Genomic DNA, 15073 nt, shown 5'->3' on the forward strand with positions numbered 1-15073 from the left:
TCCCGGTAGCCGCTGACGGTGGCCGGGAACTCCCGATCGGCGAGATGCCGGCCAAGAAGGTCGATGACCGCCGCATGGTGGGTCAGGCCGTGAGTGTCGACTCCGCCGGTGATCCCCGAACCGTCGTGCGTCATGCTGGTCATGTCCGTCCTAGTCGCTTGTCCGAGCCGAGGGCGGCACGCGCCGGTCGGACGGGTGGACAAGACAGTGACGGGGCCTCTGGCCAGGCTCCTATGAAGTCACAAACGCCCGTCCGGCCGCGTGCATGATGACGTCGCCAACGAGCCGACAAATCGCAAACAGGACAGCCGAGGCGTCAGTCAGTCGATGGGTCAGACTCGCTGGCAACATCACCAGGAACATCATCACTGTCAGTCGGTGACCGGGGCGCCCAGCATGCGCAGCACCAGTTGCCCGTAGTGGCGGCCGAGATCCTCCGGGGACTCGCTGCTGCGCTCGGTGTACCAGCGGGAGACGTCGATGCCGAGCGAGGTCACCGCGCGGGCGGCGATGCGCTGGTCGGGCACCTGGAAAAGGCTTTCCGCCACCCCGCGGGCGATGATCCGCTGCACCGTCTCCTCGATCCGGATCCGCAGTTCGGCGACGGCCGCGAAGTCCTCCTCGGGCAGTGCGTGCAGTTCGAGGTTGACGATCCGTCCGACCGTGTGGCCGCGGGCGTGCCAGGTGGTGAAGGACTCCACCAGGGTGCGCATCTGCTCCACCGGGTCGGTGGTGGAGGCCTCCGCCCGCTCGACCAGGTCCAGGGTGGCCTGGTGGCCGGTGCGGGAGATCTCGGCGAGCAGCGCGGCCTTCGACGGGTAGTGGATGTACAGCGCGGCGGGGCTCATCCCGGCCGCGGTGGCGATGTCGCGGGTGGTGGTGGCGTGGTAGCCGCGGCGGGCGAAGGAGTCCACGGCGGCCAGCAGCAGTCGCCGGGCGGCCTCGGTGCGCTCCCCGGGCCAGAGTGCGGCGGTCGCTGGGTCGGTCATGGTGGCAATCCTCGCAGATGGCTCGGGCGGCGCCGGGGGCGGACGGTTGACAGTGTCGCCCGTCGCCAAGATGCTAAGCAAGCGCTTAGTCATGCGAGCATCCCCCGTGAGCTCATCCAGCGAAACACCCCGAGAGGTACGGCGATGACACTGTCGTTCAAGGGCCAGGTGGCCGTGGTCACCGGAGCGAGCCGCGGCATCGGGCTCGGCATCGCGCGCGAACTGGTCCAGCGCGGAGCCAAGGTCTGCATCACCGCCCGCACACAGGAGACCCTGGACGAGGCGGTGCGCGAACTCGGCGGGCCCGACCACGCCATCGCCGTCGCCGGGAAGTCCGACGACCCCGCGCACCAGGAGGACGCGGTCGCCCGCACCCTGGAGGCCTTCGGCCGGCTCGACCTGCTGGTCAACAACACCGGCATCAACCCGGTCTACGGCCCGGTGCTGGAGACCGACCCGCTCGCCGCCGCCAAGATCCTCGCCGTCAACGTGCTCGCCCCGCTGGCCTGGACCCGCCGCGCGCACGCCGCCTGGATGGGCGAGAACGGCGGCGCCGTGGTCAACGTCGCCTCCATCGCGGGCATCCGCTCCTCCGCGGGCATCGGCATGTACGGCGTCTCCAAGGCCGCGCTGATCCGCCTCACCATGGAGCTCGCCGCCGAGCTCGGCCCCGACATCCGGGTCAACGCGGTCGCCCCCGGCGTGGTCAAGACCCGGTTCGCCGAGGCGCTCTACGAGGGCCGCGAGGAGAAGGTGATCCGCGCCTACCCGCTGGGCCGGCTCGGCCTACCCGAGGACGTGGCCGGCGCGGTCGCCTTCCTGCTCTCCGCGGACGCCGGCTGGATGACCGGCCAGACCCTGGTGGTGGACGGCGGCGTCACCCTCGGCGGCGGGCTGTGACCGACCGTCGACTCACCGATCCGGCCGCACTGTTCGCCGGCAAGGGCGTGGTGGTCACCGGAGCCGGCGCGGGCATCGGCGAGGCGCTCGCCCGGGCGCTGGCCGAGGCCGGCGCCCGGGTGGTGGTCAACGACGTGGACGCCGACGCCGCCCGCCGGGTCGCCGCCGAGATCGGCGGCACCGCCGCCCCCGGCGACGCCGCGAGCGCCGAGGGCGTCGCCGCCCTGATCGACACCGCCCGCACCGCGCTCGGCGCGATCGACCTGTACTGCGCCAACGCCGGCGTGGCCACCACCGGCGGAGCCGACGCCGGCCCCGCGGCCTGGGACCAGGCCTGGCAGGTCAATGTGCTCGGCCACGTCCGGGCCGCCGAACTGCTGCTCCCCGACTGGCTGGAGCGCGGCGAGGGCCGCTTCCTGGCCACCGTCTCCGCGGCCGGCCTGCTCACCATGCTCGGCTCCGCCCCGTACGCCGTCACCAAGCACGGCGCCCTGGCCTTCGCCGAATGGCTGTCCGCCACCTACCGGCACCGCGGCGTCCAGGTGCACGCGCTCTGCCCGCAGGGCGTGCGCACCCGGATGCTGGAGGGCACCGGCGAGTACGGGCGACTGCTGCTCGCCCCGGCCGCCATCGAGGCCGCGCAGGTCGCGGACGCCGCGCTGCGCGCCGTCGCCGCAGGGGAGTTCCTGATCCTGCCGCACCCCGAGGTCGCCGAGTACTATGCGGCCCGCGCCACCACCCCGGACCGCTGGCTGCACGGGATGAACCGGCTCCAGCAGCAGATCGAGGCACGACAGGAGACCCGATGATTGCCTGGCAGGTCGCCGAACTCGGCCGTCCACTCGACGCCATGACGCTCCGTCAGAACCTTGAGCAGCCCGTCCCCGGCGAGGGACAACTGCTGGTGAAGGTCCGCGCCGCCGCGGTCAACTTCCCCGACGCGCTGATGGCGGCGGGCCTCTACCAGGTCCGCCCGCCGCTGCCGTTCACCCCCGGCCTGGAGCTCTGCGGCGAGGTGGTCGACGGTCCGCGCGCGGGGGAGCGGGTGATCGGCACCGCGGTGCTGCCCGCCGGCGCCTTCGCCGAGTACGCGCTGGTGGACGCCGCCGCCGCGCTGCCCGCCCCCGACAGCCTGGACGACGCCGAGGCCGCCACGCTGCTGATCGCCTACCAGACCGCCTGGTTCGCGCTGCACCGGCGGGCCCGGATCGCCCCCGGCGAGACCCTGCTGGTGCACGCCGCGGCCGGTGGCGTCGGCAGCGCCGCCGTGCAACTCGGCAAGGCCGCCGGGGCGACGGTGATCGCCGTCGTCGGCGGGGCCGCGAAGGCCGAGGTGGCACGGCAGTTGGGCGCCGACGTGGTGATCGACCGGAAGGTCGAGGACTTCGTCGCCGCGGTCAAGGACGCCACCGGCGGGCGCGGCGCGGACGTGGTCTACGACCCGGTCGGCGGCTCCGCCTACACCGGCTCCACCAAGTGCATCGCCTTCGAGGGGCGGATCGTGGTGGTCGGCTTCGCGTCCGGCGAGATCCCCGCGCCGCCGCTGGGCCACGCCCTGGTGAAGAACTACTCGGTCCTCGGCCTGCACTGGAACCTGTACAACGTCCAGGACCCGGCGGCCGTGGTCGCCTGCCACCGGGAGCTGACCGACCTCGCCGCCAAGGGCGTCGTCCGCCCGCTGATCTCCGAGCGGCTCCCGCTCGACGCGGCCGCCGACGCCGTGCACCGGGTCGCCGGCGGCTCCACCACCGGCCGGATCGCGATCCTGCCGTAGCACCGAACACGCAACCGGGGGCGGCCCGAACGGGCCGCCCCCGGCTACGTCTCGCGCGGCGAGGGCCGTACGCATGAGCGCGCGTACGGCCGGCACCGGTCACCGGTACTGCTTGAGCTCCCGGCGGGCCAGCGAGCGCTTGTGCACCTCGTCCGGCCCGTCGGCCAGCCGCAGGGTCCGGTTCCCGGCCCAGAGTTGGGCCAGCACGGTGTCCTGGCTGACGCCGGCCGCGCCGTGCGCCTGGACCGCCTTGTCGAGGATCCACTCCACGGTGGACGGCACCGCGATCTTGATGGCCTGGATCTCGGTGTGCGCGCCGCGGTTGCCGACGGTGTCCATCAGCCAGGCGGTCTTCAGCACCAGCAGCCGGGCCTGCTCGATCCGCACCCGCGCCTCGGCGATCCAGTCCTGCACCACGCCCTGGTCGGCCAGCGGACGGCCGAACGCGATCCGCGAGTTGACCCGGCGACAGGTCAACTCCAGGGCCCGCTCGGCGATTCCGATCGCCCGCATGCAGTGGTGGATCCGGCCCGGCCCCAACCGGGCCTGGGCGATGGCGAATCCGGACCCCTCCGCGCCGATCAGGTTGGCCGCCGGCACCCGCACGTCCTCGAACAGGATCTCCGCGTGCCCGCCGTGGTCCGCGTCGTCGTAGCCGAACACCCGCATCCCGCGCAGCACCCGGACGCCCGGGGTGTCCCGGGGCACCAGGATCATCGACTGCTGCTGGTGGACGGGGGCCTGCGGATCGGTCTTCCCCATCACGATGAAGACCCGGCAGTCCGGGTTCATCGCGCCGGTGATGTACCACTTGCGGCCGTTGACCACGTACTCGTCGCCGTCCCGCTCGATCCGGGTGGTGATGTTGGTGGCGTCCGAGGAGGCCACCTCAGGCTCGGTCATCGCGAACGCGGACCGGATCTCCCCGGCCAGCAGCGGCGCCAGCCAGCGCTCGCGCTGCTCCGCCGAGCCGAACTGGGCCAGCAGCTCCATGTTCCCGGTGTCCGGCGCCGCGCAGTTCACCGCGGCGGGCGCCAACAGGATGGAGCGGCCGGTGAGTTCGGCCAGCGGCGCGTACTGCAGATTGGTCAGCCCGGCCCCCAGCCCGCCCGGCAGGAACAGGTTCCACAGGCCGCGGGCCTTCGCCGCGGCCCGCAACTCGCCGACCACCGGCGGGATCGACCACGGCTCGCGCTTCGGATCGGCCAACTGCTCGGCCAGCACCGGCTCCGCCGGATAGACGAACTCGTCCATGAAGGAACCGAGTTCGCCGAGCAGCTCGACCGTCCGGGCGTCGTAGGCGAAATCCATGTCAGCTCTCCTTGACCGCGTCGAGTCCGAACTCCACGAAAGCGGGCACCAGTTCACCGACCCGGTCGAACCCGGCGCCCACCGTGCCGCCCTGGGTGTACCGGAAGTGGATGCCCTCCAGCACCACCGCGAGCTTGAACGAGGCGAAGCCCACGTACCAGCCCAGCCCCGAGACGTCCCGCCCCGAGGCCGCGGCGTAGTGGCCGACCAGTTCGGCGGTGGACGGGAACCCGGGTGCCAGCGCCGCGCCCGGCAGCACGCCGTCGAAGCGGCGGGCCAGCTCGGTGTACATCACCAGCAGCCCGAGGTCGGTCAGCGGGTCGCCGACGGTGGACATCTCCCAGTCGAGCACCGCGGTGATCTCGTCGGCCGGGCCGACCAGCACGTTGTCCAGCCGGTAGTCGCCGTGAACCAGCGCCGGGGCGGGGGAGTCCGGCAGGGTGCGCGCCAGCCGCTCGTGCAACTCGTCCACGCCCGCCACCTCGCGGCTCCGCGAGGCGTCCAACTGCTTGCCCCAGCGCCGCAGTTGGCGCTCCAGGAAACCCTCGGGGCGGCCGAACCCGGCCAGCCCGACCGCGTCCGGGTCCAGGGCGTGCAGCGCCACCAGGGTGTCGGTGAGGCGCAGGCCCAGCGCGTGCACCCGCGACTCGCCGAGGGCCGCCAGCGTCTTCGCGTCCCGGTGGGCCGTCCCCTCGACGTACTCCATCAGGTAGAACGGCGCGCCGACCACCGACGCGTCCTCGACCAGCAGCACCGGCCGCGGCACCGGCACCGCGGTGGGCGCGAGCGCCGACAGCACCCGGTGCTCACGCGCCATGTCGTGCGCCGTCGCCAGGACGTGCCCGAGCGGCGGGCGGCGCAGCACCCAGCGCGACACCCCGTCGTCCAGCAGGTACGTGAGGTTCGACCGGCCGCCCTCGAACAGCCGGGCCCGCAGCGGTCCGGCGGTCGGCGTGGGCAGGGCCTCGTCCAGGTGGGCACGCAGCCGTTCGAGGTCGAGGCCGGGCGGAGCGGTGGTCATCGGGGACACCTCGCAGGGGATCTGTGGGGGTGACTAAGCGCTTGCTTAGGATCATCCGCGCGACCGCCGTTGTCAACGAGCAGCCGCACCGGACGAGTAGCCGCACCGGACGAGTAGCCGCACTGAACGAGTAGCCGCACTGAACGAGCAGCCGCACCGACGCCCGACGACGGCGCCGCCCGCTCGGGGAACGAGTCCCGGGCGGGCGGCGCCGTCAGCAGGGGCCGGGCGCGCGGCGGGCGCCCGGGCGGCGGGGTCAGAGTCCGGGGGCCGAGTAGCCGTTCAGGAACCAGAGCGCCCCCGTGTACCAGAGCACGCCGATCGCGCAGAACAGCGCGCCGCCCGCGACCGGAAGGACCCAGCGCGGCAGCCCGCCGTGGCGGACCAGCAGGACCTTGGCGGCGAACGCGCCGTACAGGAAGCAGCCCGCCAAGGAATGCAGCCCCACCCGGAAATCGGTGAACTGCACGCCGTACGCCAGCAGACAGTGCTGGGCGATCGGCAGCGACACCAGGAACGCCAGCCCGCCGCCCACCCGGTGGGCGGTCCGCACCCGCGCCACCGCCCGGCGGCCGTGGTACATCCACAGCGCCAGCAGCACCTGGATCAGCGCCAACCCGAAGAGCGCGCAGCCCAGTTGGGACTTCAGACGATAGGCGTCCGGGCCGGTCTCGCCGAACAGGCCCCGGGCCGGGTCCGGCACGTGCACCCGACCGAACCACAGCAGACCGAGCGCGATCGCCACCGGGGCGAGCAACGCCAGTACGGACACCGCGCGCAGCCGTGCCACCTCAGCCCTCCTGCGACCCGTCGTCACCGGACGCGCCGGTGCCGGTGTCCGCGCCGCCGGTGTCGGCGGTACCGGTGTCGCCCGTACCGGAGCCGCCGGTACCCGACCCGGAGCCTCCGCCATTCGAGCCACCCGCGTTCGCCGCAGGAGCGCCGCCGGTGCCACCGGCAGCGCCCGCGCCACCGGAGTTCCCGGCGCTGCCGTCGCCACTGCCGCTGCCACTGCTTCCGCCGCTCGTACCGCCCCCGGCTGCCGGGCTCGCCGCGCCGCCGGCCACCACCGGGTTGCCCGCCCCGGCGCCCGCGCCCGCTCCCGCCGACGGGCTGGCCGGGGCACCGCTCGGCGACGCGCCGGCTGCGGGCGCGGGGCTCGCGCTGGTGCTCGCGTTCGGGCTCGCCGAGGCCCCGGCGGCGCGCAGGGCGGCCATGTCGACGCCGACCGGGTCGCCGAGGGCGGTGACGGCGTAGAAGGTGCCCGTGAAGTCGGCCTTCTCGTGGCCGGTGGTCTCGCCGGGTCCGTGGTCGCCCGTGTAGCGGTACAGCGGGTGGCCCTTGTAGAGCACCTGGGCGGTGCCGTCCGGGAGGGCGGCGGCGCCGAGCAGGCCGTCGTCGATGCCGGGACCGGCCACCGGGAACCCGGGCGTGGTGACCGGCGGCCAGGACCGGGCGCAGTCGCCCAGGCAGCCGGCGTGCACCGTGGTGTCGGCGCCGAACAGGTACAGGGTGCGGCCCGTGGCGTCCACCAGGATCGGGCCGAGCCGGCCCACGCTGGCCAGCGAGATCTGCACGCCGACCGAGGTGGCGAACGCGGAGGCGGCCGACGGGGCGCTGCTCGCCGCGCCCGCGGGCTGCGCGGCCGCGGACGCCGCCGGGGCGGGCGGCGTGGAGCCGGCGGCGGGCGGGGCACTCGGCCCGGGACCGGCCGCGCAGCCCGCCGCCGACAGGGCGGCGAGGGACAGCACGGCGGCGGCGGTCACACGGCGGGCTCGGGGCATCACGGCTCCTGGGAACGGACGTCACGGCGGTGGGCTGGCAGACACCATCCACTCCCGCCGTCCGCCGCCCGGCCACTCCAGAGCGCACTCGCTCCGCGCCACGGAGTACGCCGTTGCCCTGGACGGCCCACCGTCCGGGCCCGCGGGCGACACTGGAGGGGAACGACCTGGCCCGAGGGGGCGCCGATGACTTCCCACCAGCAGAACCACCCGCCCGCGTACCGTCCGCCGGCGAACGACCGCCCGGCGATCGAGGTCAACGGACTCGGCAAGGACTTCGGCGGGCTCCGCGCGCTGGACGGCGTGGACTTCGCCGTCCCGCCCGGCACCGTCTTCGGCCTGCTCGGCCCGAACGGGGCGGGCAAGACGACCGCGATCCGGATCCTCACCACCATCATCCGGCCCACCGCCGGCCGGGCCTCGGTGCTCGGGGTCGACGTGGTCGCCCACCCCGGCGCGGTACGCCGACTGATCGGCCTGGCCGGCCAGTACGCCGCCGTCGACCCCAACCTGACGGCCCGTGAGAACCTCCGCCTGATCGGCCGGCTCACCCAGCAGCCCCGCTCCCGGCTCGCCCCGCGCGCCGCGGAGCTGCTGGAACGCTTCGACCTGACCGGCGCCGCCGACCGTCCCGTACGCACCTTCTCCGGCGGGATGCGCCGCCGGCTCGACGTCGCCGCCGCCCTGGTGCCCGGGCCGCCGGTGCTCTTCCTCGACGAGCCGACCACCGGCCTCGACCCGCAGAGCCGCACCGCGCTGTGGGAGCTGATCCGCGAACTGGTCGGCGAGGGCACGACCGTGCTGCTCACCACCCAGTACCTGGAGGAGGCCGACCGGCTGGCCCAGCGGATCGCCGTCCTCGCCGAGGGCCGGGTGGTCGCCGACGACACCCCGCGCGCCCTCAAGGAACGCCTCGGCACCACCGTCCTCGAACTCGGCATGGGCGAGGACCTGCGCGCCACCCGGGCCGCCGGCCTGCTGGCCGACCGGCTGCGCCGCACCGCCGAACAGGACGGCGCGACGCTCCGCCTGACCAGCCCCGACGGCTCGCTGCTGCTGATGGACGTGCTGCACGCCCTGGAGTCCGAGCGGCTCACCCCGCACACCATCGCCGTCCGCGAGTCCAGCCTGGACGACGTCTACCTCGCCCTCACCGGCCACCGCACCGGAGGTCGACCGTGACCGCCACCGTCACCCTCGAACAGCCGCTCTCCGCCCGCCTGCTCGCCCCCGTCCGGGACGGCCTCGCGGTCAGCTGGCGCAACCTGATCGCGCTGCGCCGGGTACCCCGGCTGCTGATCTTCTCCACCGTGCAGCCGATCGTCTTCGTGCTGATGTTCCGCTACGTCTTCGGCGGGGTGGTCGGCGCCGCGCTGCACGGCGTGTCGTACGTGGACTACCTGATGCCCGGCGTCTTCGTGCAGGTGGTCACCTTCGGCGCGGTGAACACCGCGATCGGACTGGCCACCGACCTGCAGACCGGGCTGATGGAGCGCTTCCGGTCGCTGCCGATGGCCCGCTCCGCGGTGCTCTCCGGACGGTCCACCGCAGACCTGGTGCGGAACGTCTTCGTGGTCCTGCTGATCACCGGCGTCGGCTTCCTGGTCGGCTTCCGGGTGCACACCGGGGTGTGGGGCTACCTCGGCGGTGCGCTGCTGGTGCTGGCCTTCGGCTTCGCGATGTCCTGGGTGTTCGCGGTGGTCGGGCTGGCCGTCGGCGACCCGGAGACCGCCACCGCCGCGGCCTTCCCGGTCCTGGCCCCGCTGGTCTTCGCCTCCTCGGCCTTCGTGCCCGTCGCCACCATGCCCGGGTGGCTGCAGGTGTTCGCCGAGCACCAGCCGGTCACCATCACCGCCGGCGCGGTCCGCGCCCTGATGATCGGCGGACCGGTCGGCAGCCAGGTCTGGCAGGCACTGGCCTGGGACGCGGGCATCGTCGCCGCGTTCGCCCCGCTCGGCGTGTGGCTGTACCGCCGCGCGGTGTGAGCACGGCGGGTGCCGGTACGAGTGGGTATTCGGCCGAGCGGGCGTCGCGCGGCGGCGCGCGCCTACGAGGCGGCTTCCTCGGTGGGCGTCCACACCGTGCGGTCGCCGCCGCGCCAGGCGACCAGGTCCGGATCGTCCAGGTCGGGTTCGGCCACGCCGGCGCGGCGAATGAACTCCGCGACGTCCTCCGGCGCGGTCGCCCGCCCCACCGTCCGACCGTAGATCTCCACCCGGCGGTACGGCCGCGTCCCGTGGGTCGGCGGACGGACCACGACCGGCGGATGGAAGATGTCTCCGGACTCGCTCATACCTCCAGTGTCCCGCGCGTCGCAGCTAGCGGCATCGGTGCAGGTCAGCGGCCATGAGGGGGCCGGTGGGACGGCTCAGCGGGCCAGCAGGCCGACGGCGGTGCGGAAGACCGGGGGCAGGGCGGCGGCGAGCGGGACCAGGTGCGGCACCAGCCAGGGGCGGTGCCGGGCGGCGAGCAGGGCGCTGGTGAGCAGGCGGTAGTCGCGGGACGCGCGGCGCCAGGCGTGTTCGTAGGCGGCGGGGCGGTCGGCGGCCAGGCACCGGACGGCGGCCTCCGCGGAGGCGAGGGCCACGGCGATGCCCTCGCCGGTCAGTGCGTCCAGGTAGCCCGCCGCGTCGCCGACCAGCAGCACCCGCCCGCTGACCCGCGCGCCGGCCGTCTGCCGCAGCGGACCCGCACCCCGCACCGGCCCGCCCACCGCTGCGCCGAGCCGCTCCAGCAGGGCGGGGAAGCGGGACAGCTGCCGGTCGAACGGCAGCCGCTCGCTGCTCAGCACCGCCACCCCGACCGACTCCTCGCCCACCGGCGTCACGTACGCCTCCGCCCGGGCCGACCAGTACACCTCGACCAGGTCGGTCCACGGCCGCACCGGGTAGTGTCGCCGCTGCCCGTACCGGGCCGGGCGGTCGCCGTCGGCGGGGCGGTGCAGCCCGAGCGCCCGCCGGACGGGGGAGTGCAGCCCGTCCGCGGCCACCGCGTACCGGGCCGTCCACCCGCCCGCCGTCACGGCCCGTTCGGTGACCCGCAGGTCGTCCACCCGGTGCGGCAGCCGTCGGACGCCCAGCTCCTCGGCGCGGGCCGCGAGCGCCGCGTGCAGGGCGGTGCGCCGGACGCCCAGGCCGTGGCCGGTGCGGAAGCGGGCCTCGGCGGTGCGCGGGCCGGCGGCCTCCAGGTAGCGGATGCCGTGGAACGGACGGCCGTCGGGGTCGACGCCGAGCCGCTGCAGCGCCCGTACGGCGCCCGGCATCAGGCCCTCGCCGCAGGCCTTGTCGACCGGGGTGGGCCGGGGCTCGGCGACCACCGTCTCCAGCCCGGCCCGAGCGGCGTGGATGGCGGTGGCCAGTCCGGCCGGTCCGCCGCCGATCACCAGCAGGTCGATCACGCCGCCGCCGCGACCTGACAGAGCGTCAACGCCCGTTCCTCGCAGCGCAGTCGGGTGACCAGCAGGGCTGCGTTCAGCAGCGTGAAGGCGAGCGCGGTGACCCAGGCGGTGTGCACCAGCGGCAGCGCGAAGCCCTCCACCACCACGGCCAGGTAGTTGGGGTGCCGCAGCCACCGGTACGGGCCGCCGGAGACCAGCGGCAGGCCGGGAACCACGATCACCCGGGTGTTCCATCGCGGCCCGAGGGTCCGGATGCACCACCAACGCAGGCCCTGCGCAAGGACGGTGAGCACCAGCATCGGCCAGCCCAGGACCGGCAGGAACGGGCGGCCGGCCCACCAGGTCTCCAGCAGGCAGCCCGCCAGCAGCGCGGTGTGCAGCACCACCATCGGCGGGTAGTGCCCCCGCCCGTACTCGACGCCGCCGCGGGCCAGGCTCCAGGCCGCGTTGCGACGGGCGACGGCCAGCTCGGCCAGGCGCTCCACGCCGACCAGCAGGACCAGCAGGATGTACGGCAGCAATCGGCACCTACCAGCGCAGCAGGACGAGTTCGGAGGCGAAGCCCGGGCCGAGCGCCAGCATCAGGCCGTGGCTGCCCGGCGCGGGTGGGGCCGAGCGGACGATGTCGCGCAGGATGTGCAGCACCGAGGCGGACGAGAGGTTGCCGCAGCGCGCCAGTGAACGGCGGCTCGGCAGCAACGCGCTGTCGGGCAGGCCGAGTTCCTCGCCGAGCACGTCCAGCACCTTGGGCCCGCCGGGGTGGCAGATCCAGGCGCTCACGTCGGCCGGCTTCAGGTCGTGCTCGGCCAGGAAGGAGGAGACCTCCTCGCCGACGTGCAGCCTTACCAGCTCCGGGAGTTCGGCACCGAGCAGGATCCGGAACCCGCGGTCGCCGACCTCCCAGCCGAGCAACTGCTCCGTCCCGGGGTAGAGCCGGCTGCGGGACGCCACCACGGTCGGCCCGCCGACGGGGGCGGCGTGCGCGGGGACGGTCGAGCCGGTCGAGCCGGGCGGCGGGGTGGTCGGCGGGGTGGCCAGCGGGAAGGCGTCGCCGACCGCGAGCAGGGCGCCGGCGCCGTCGCCGAACAGGGCGGTGGCCAGCAGGTTGGCGGTCGAGCCGTCGCCGCGCTGCAGCGTCAGCGAGCAGAGTTCGGTGGCCAGCAGCAGCGCCACCCCGGCCGGACGGCCGGCCAGCAGGTCGTGCACCCGGCCCAGGCCCGCAGCGCCGCCCGCGCAACCGAGTCCGAACAGCGGCACCCGCGACACGTCCTCGCGCAGCCCCAGCCGCCCGGCCAGCCGGGCCTCCAGCGACGGTGCGGCGACCCCCGTGACGGTGGTGGAGACCACCACGTCCACCTGCTCCGGGGCGATCCCCGCCGAGGCCAGCGCTATCCGGGCAGCCGACTCGGCCAGCTCCACCCCGGCGGACAGGTACGCGTCGTTGGCCCGCCCGAAGCCGTCGAACTCCCGGTACGACTCCAACGGGTGCGCCAGATAGCGGAATTCCACCCCGGCCCCGGCCGAGAAGCGGTCCAACAGCGCCCGGTCCGCACCCGGGTCGGGACGCAGCGCCGCGACCGCATCGGCCAACTCCCGCTGCCCGTACCGGTACGGCGGGAGCACCCCGCTGACAGCCGCGATCCGCGTCATCGGCCCAGGATAGGGAAGAACCGGTCGACGGCAGGCAATTCGGTACCCATCGGCGCGTCCCGGGCATGCAACCGAAGGTCACCCAGCTGCCCCAAGGTTGGTTCGCCACCGAACGTCACCTGCGGAAGGCCCGGAGGCAATGGCCTGCGGCCGGGTGTCGAGAAGCTGATGGTCGCAGGCGCGGAGCGGGCCGCCGAAGGCGTCGGGTGCCGGGAGCGGGTAGCCGGAGGCTTGAGGCCGGCTGCCAACGCCGACGGTTGCCAGCCCACAGCCCGCGGCCCGCGGTCGCGCAGCGCATCGTGGTGTGGCGGTGCCGGGCTGATGGGGTGTCGGCGGGTAGCTTGGGTGGTGTGACCAGCGCCTCCGCGGTGCCGCGTGATCGGGTGGGTGCCCTGTTGCGGGCCTGCCATCCTGCGCCGGCGGCCGCGGTGACGGTGCTGGCCGGGGCGATGGCGCTCGCTGCCGGGCGTGGCCCGCTCGGCGGTCTGCTCACGACGGCCGCGGTCGGTGCCGGGCAGCTCTCGATCGGCTGGAGCAACGACCTCGTCGACCGGGCGCGCGATGCTGCTGCCGGGCGGCGCGACAAGCCGCTGGCGGATGGCGAGTTGACGGTGACTTACACCGTAAGGGCGACCCGCTGGGCGGTGGCCGGCTGTGTGCTGCTGTCGCTGGCCTGCGGGGTGGCCGCGGCGGCCGCGCATCTGGTGGCGGTCGGCGCCGGCTGGGCCTACAACCTGCGGCTCAAGTGGACCGTCTGGTCGTGGCTGCCGTACGCGGTGGCCTTCGCCCTGCTGCCCGCCTTCGTCACCCTCGCCCTGCCCGGCAGCCCCTGGCCGTCCGGGCGGGTGCTCGGCGCGGGTGCGCTGCTCGGCGTGGCCGCGCACTTCGCCAACGTGCTCCCCGACATCGCCGCGGACCGCGCCGCCGGCATCCGCGGCCTGCCGCAGCGGCTCGGCCCGCGGGCGTCCGCGCTGCTCGCCGTGGGCGCCGCAGCCGGCGCGGCGCTGCTGCTCGCGCCCGGCTGGCCGGTGCTCGCGGTGACCGCCCCGACGACGGTCGCGGCGCTGCTCGCGCCACGCGGACGCTGGCCGTTCCTCGGGGTGATGGCGGGTGCGGGCATCGCGTTGGCGGTGCTGTTCGGCAGCGGCGGCGGGCTGCTCGCGGGGTGAGCGGGTTCCTCGCGGGTCCGCACGGCACGACGTACCGTACGCCGTGGCGCACTGGGCATGCGCGCCACCGGCACACGCGCAACCGGCATACCGGGAGGATCACGTGCAGCAACTCGGGTACGACGACATCAAGGCGGCGGGCGACCGGATCGCGGGTGAGGTGCTACCGGTCGGGGTGCAGCCGGCCGAGCCGGGGGCGTTCGGACTGGCGGACGGCGGCGGCGAGTTGTGGCTGGCGCTGGAGTACCTGCAGCACACCGGCAGCTTCAAGGCGCGCGGCGCGGCGAACTTCCTGCGCGCGCACCGGGAGGCGGGCACCCTGCCCGACGCGGGCGTGACCATCGCCTCCGGCGGAAACGCGGGCCTGGCGTGCGCCTGGGCGGCCCGGCGGCAGGACGTCCGGGCGACGGTCTTCCTGCCGGAGACCGCCCCGCCGGTGAAGGTCGCCAAGCTGCGCGGCTACGGCGCCGAGGTGCGGCTGGTCGGCACGGAGTACGCGGAGGCGCTGGCCGCCTGCGAGGAGTTCGCGGCCGAGAGCGGCGCGCTGGCCTCGCACGCCTACGACCATCCGCTGATCGCCGCCGGCGCGGGCACCGTGCTGGAGGAGATCCACCGTCAGCTCCCGGGGCTGGACACGGTCCTGGTCGCCGTCGGCGGCGGTGGGCTGTTCGCCGGGGTGGCCACCGCCGCCCGCGAGCACGGCATCCGCACCGTCGCGGTGGAACCCGAGAACTGCCGGGCGCTGAACGCGGCCCTGGCGGCCGGGCGGCCCGTCGACGTCCCGGTCGAGTCGATCGCCGCCGACTCGCTCGGCGCCCGCCGCGCCACCGCCCTGGCCGTGCAGGCGGCCCGGTCCGGCGGTGCCGCCTCGGTCCTGGTGCCGGACGGCGCGATCCGCGAGGCCCGGCAACTGCTCTGGGACGAACGCCGGATCGCCGTCGAACTCGGCACCGCCGCCGCCCTGGCCGCCCTCACCACCGGCGCGTACCGCCCCGCCGCGGGCGAACGCGTCTGCGTGGTGCTGTGCGGGGCGAACACCGACCCGGAGGACCTCGGCGCAGCGCGCTGACGCACCGCC

At 74.8% G+C, this 15073-nt stretch carries 16 protein-coding genes; 7 read left to right on the plus strand and 9 right to left on the minus strand.

The features are described from left to right. Positions 1–371: 371 nt before the first annotated feature. Positions 372–989 carry a TetR/AcrR family transcriptional regulator gene (locus ACWD4U_RS22335; protein WP_363455110.1) on the minus strand — a complete coding sequence of 206 codons (618 nt, stop codon included), beginning with the start codon at positions 987–989 and terminating at the stop codon, positions 372–374. A gap of 144 nt (positions 990–1133) precedes the next feature. Between ACWD4U_RS22335 and ACWD4U_RS22340 the strand changes: the two genes are divergently transcribed. The 3 genes from ACWD4U_RS22340 to ACWD4U_RS22350 are packed head-to-tail and all read left to right on the plus strand — an operon-like array spanning position 1134 to position 3663. Then, positions 1134–1889, plus strand: a complete 756-nt coding sequence (locus tag ACWD4U_RS22340; protein WP_363455107.1) for an SDR family oxidoreductase — start codon at positions 1134–1136, stop codon at positions 1887–1889. Then, positions 1886–2698 (plus strand): SDR family oxidoreductase, encoded by an 813-nt coding sequence (locus ACWD4U_RS22345; protein WP_363455104.1) that lies wholly within the window; start codon positions 1886–1888, stop codon positions 2696–2698. The genes ACWD4U_RS22340 and ACWD4U_RS22345 overlap by 4 nt, the downstream gene beginning before the upstream one ends. Next, positions 2695–3663, plus strand: a complete 969-nt coding sequence (locus tag ACWD4U_RS22350) for an NADPH:quinone oxidoreductase family protein (protein WP_363455102.1) — start codon at positions 2695–2697, stop codon at positions 3661–3663. Before ACWD4U_RS22345 ends, ACWD4U_RS22350 begins: the two co-directional genes overlap by 4 nt. A gap of 99 nt (positions 3664–3762) precedes the next feature. Here the strand turns inward: ACWD4U_RS22350 and ACWD4U_RS22355 are convergent, their stop codons facing one another. From ACWD4U_RS22355 to ACWD4U_RS22370, 4 genes are all read right to left on the minus strand, one after another. Further along, positions 3763–4974 carry an acyl-CoA dehydrogenase family protein gene (locus ACWD4U_RS22355; RefSeq protein WP_363455099.1) on the minus strand — a complete coding sequence of 404 codons (1212 nt, stop codon included), beginning with the start codon at positions 4972–4974 and terminating at the stop codon, positions 3763–3765. Between the two features lies 1 nt (position 4975). Further along, complete coding sequence (locus tag ACWD4U_RS22360; RefSeq protein WP_449787271.1) at positions 4976–5995, minus strand: phosphotransferase family protein; 1020 nt, start codon at positions 5993–5995, stop codon at positions 4976–4978. 256 nt (positions 5996–6251) lie between these two features. Further along, positions 6252–6785, minus strand: a complete 534-nt coding sequence (locus ACWD4U_RS22365) for a DUF6529 family protein (RefSeq protein WP_363455094.1) — start codon at positions 6783–6785, stop codon at positions 6252–6254. A 1-nt stretch (position 6786) separates the two neighbouring features. Then, positions 6787–7779, minus strand: a complete 993-nt coding sequence (locus ACWD4U_RS22370; RefSeq protein ID WP_363455091.1) for a COG4315 family predicted lipoprotein — start codon at positions 7777–7779, stop codon at positions 6787–6789. A 186-nt stretch (positions 7780–7965) separates the two neighbouring features. Between ACWD4U_RS22370 and ACWD4U_RS22375 the strand changes: the two genes are divergently transcribed. Both ACWD4U_RS22375 and ACWD4U_RS22380 read left to right on the plus strand, forming a co-directional pair. After that, the gene (locus ACWD4U_RS22375; RefSeq protein WP_363455088.1) at positions 7966–8961 is read left to right on the plus strand and encodes an ATP-binding cassette domain-containing protein; all 996 of its coding nucleotides are present in this window, start codon (positions 7966–7968) and stop codon (positions 8959–8961) included. After that, positions 8958–9764 (plus strand): ABC transporter permease, encoded by an 807-nt coding sequence (locus ACWD4U_RS22380; RefSeq protein ID WP_363455085.1) that lies wholly within the window; start codon positions 8958–8960, stop codon positions 9762–9764. The genes ACWD4U_RS22375 and ACWD4U_RS22380 overlap by 4 nt, the downstream gene beginning before the upstream one ends. Before the next feature lie 62 nt (positions 9765–9826). Here the strand turns inward: ACWD4U_RS22380 and ACWD4U_RS22385 are convergent, their stop codons facing one another. The 4 genes from ACWD4U_RS22385 to ACWD4U_RS22400 all read right to left on the minus strand — a co-directional run bounded on the left by ACWD4U_RS22385 (position 9827) and on the right by ACWD4U_RS22400 (position 12826). Further along, complete coding sequence (locus ACWD4U_RS22385) at positions 9827–10072, minus strand: hypothetical protein (RefSeq protein ID WP_363455083.1); 246 nt, start codon at positions 10070–10072, stop codon at positions 9827–9829. A gap of 75 nt (positions 10073–10147) precedes the next feature. Then, entirely contained in the window at positions 10148–11176 is a 1029-nt protein-coding gene (locus tag ACWD4U_RS22390; RefSeq protein WP_363455080.1) for an NAD(P)/FAD-dependent oxidoreductase, read from the minus strand. Continuing rightward, positions 11173–11697, minus strand: a complete 525-nt coding sequence (locus ACWD4U_RS22395; RefSeq protein ID WP_363455078.1) for an isoprenylcysteine carboxyl methyltransferase family protein — start codon at positions 11695–11697, stop codon at positions 11173–11175. Before ACWD4U_RS22395 ends, ACWD4U_RS22390 begins: the two co-directional genes overlap by 4 nt. Positions 11698–11704: 7 nt before the next feature. Continuing rightward, the gene (locus tag ACWD4U_RS22400) at positions 11705–12826 is read right to left on the minus strand and encodes a type III polyketide synthase (RefSeq protein WP_363455075.1); all 1122 of its coding nucleotides are present in this window, start codon (positions 12824–12826) and stop codon (positions 11705–11707) included. A gap of 350 nt (positions 12827–13176) precedes the next feature. Here ACWD4U_RS22400 and ACWD4U_RS22405 point away from each other — a divergent pair, with 350 nt between their 5' ends. Both ACWD4U_RS22405 and ACWD4U_RS22410 read left to right on the plus strand, forming a co-directional pair. Further along, complete coding sequence (locus tag ACWD4U_RS22405; RefSeq protein ID WP_363455072.1) at positions 13177–13995, plus strand: UbiA family prenyltransferase; 819 nt, start codon at positions 13177–13179, stop codon at positions 13993–13995. A gap of 103 nt (positions 13996–14098) precedes the next feature. Further along, a complete protein-coding gene (locus tag ACWD4U_RS22410; RefSeq protein WP_363455069.1) occupies positions 14099–15064 on the plus strand; it encodes a threonine/serine dehydratase in 966 nt (321 codons plus the stop codon). Positions 15065–15073: the final 9 nt, after the last annotated feature.

It is taken from the genome of Kitasatospora sp. NPDC002522 (assembly GCF_053595195.1).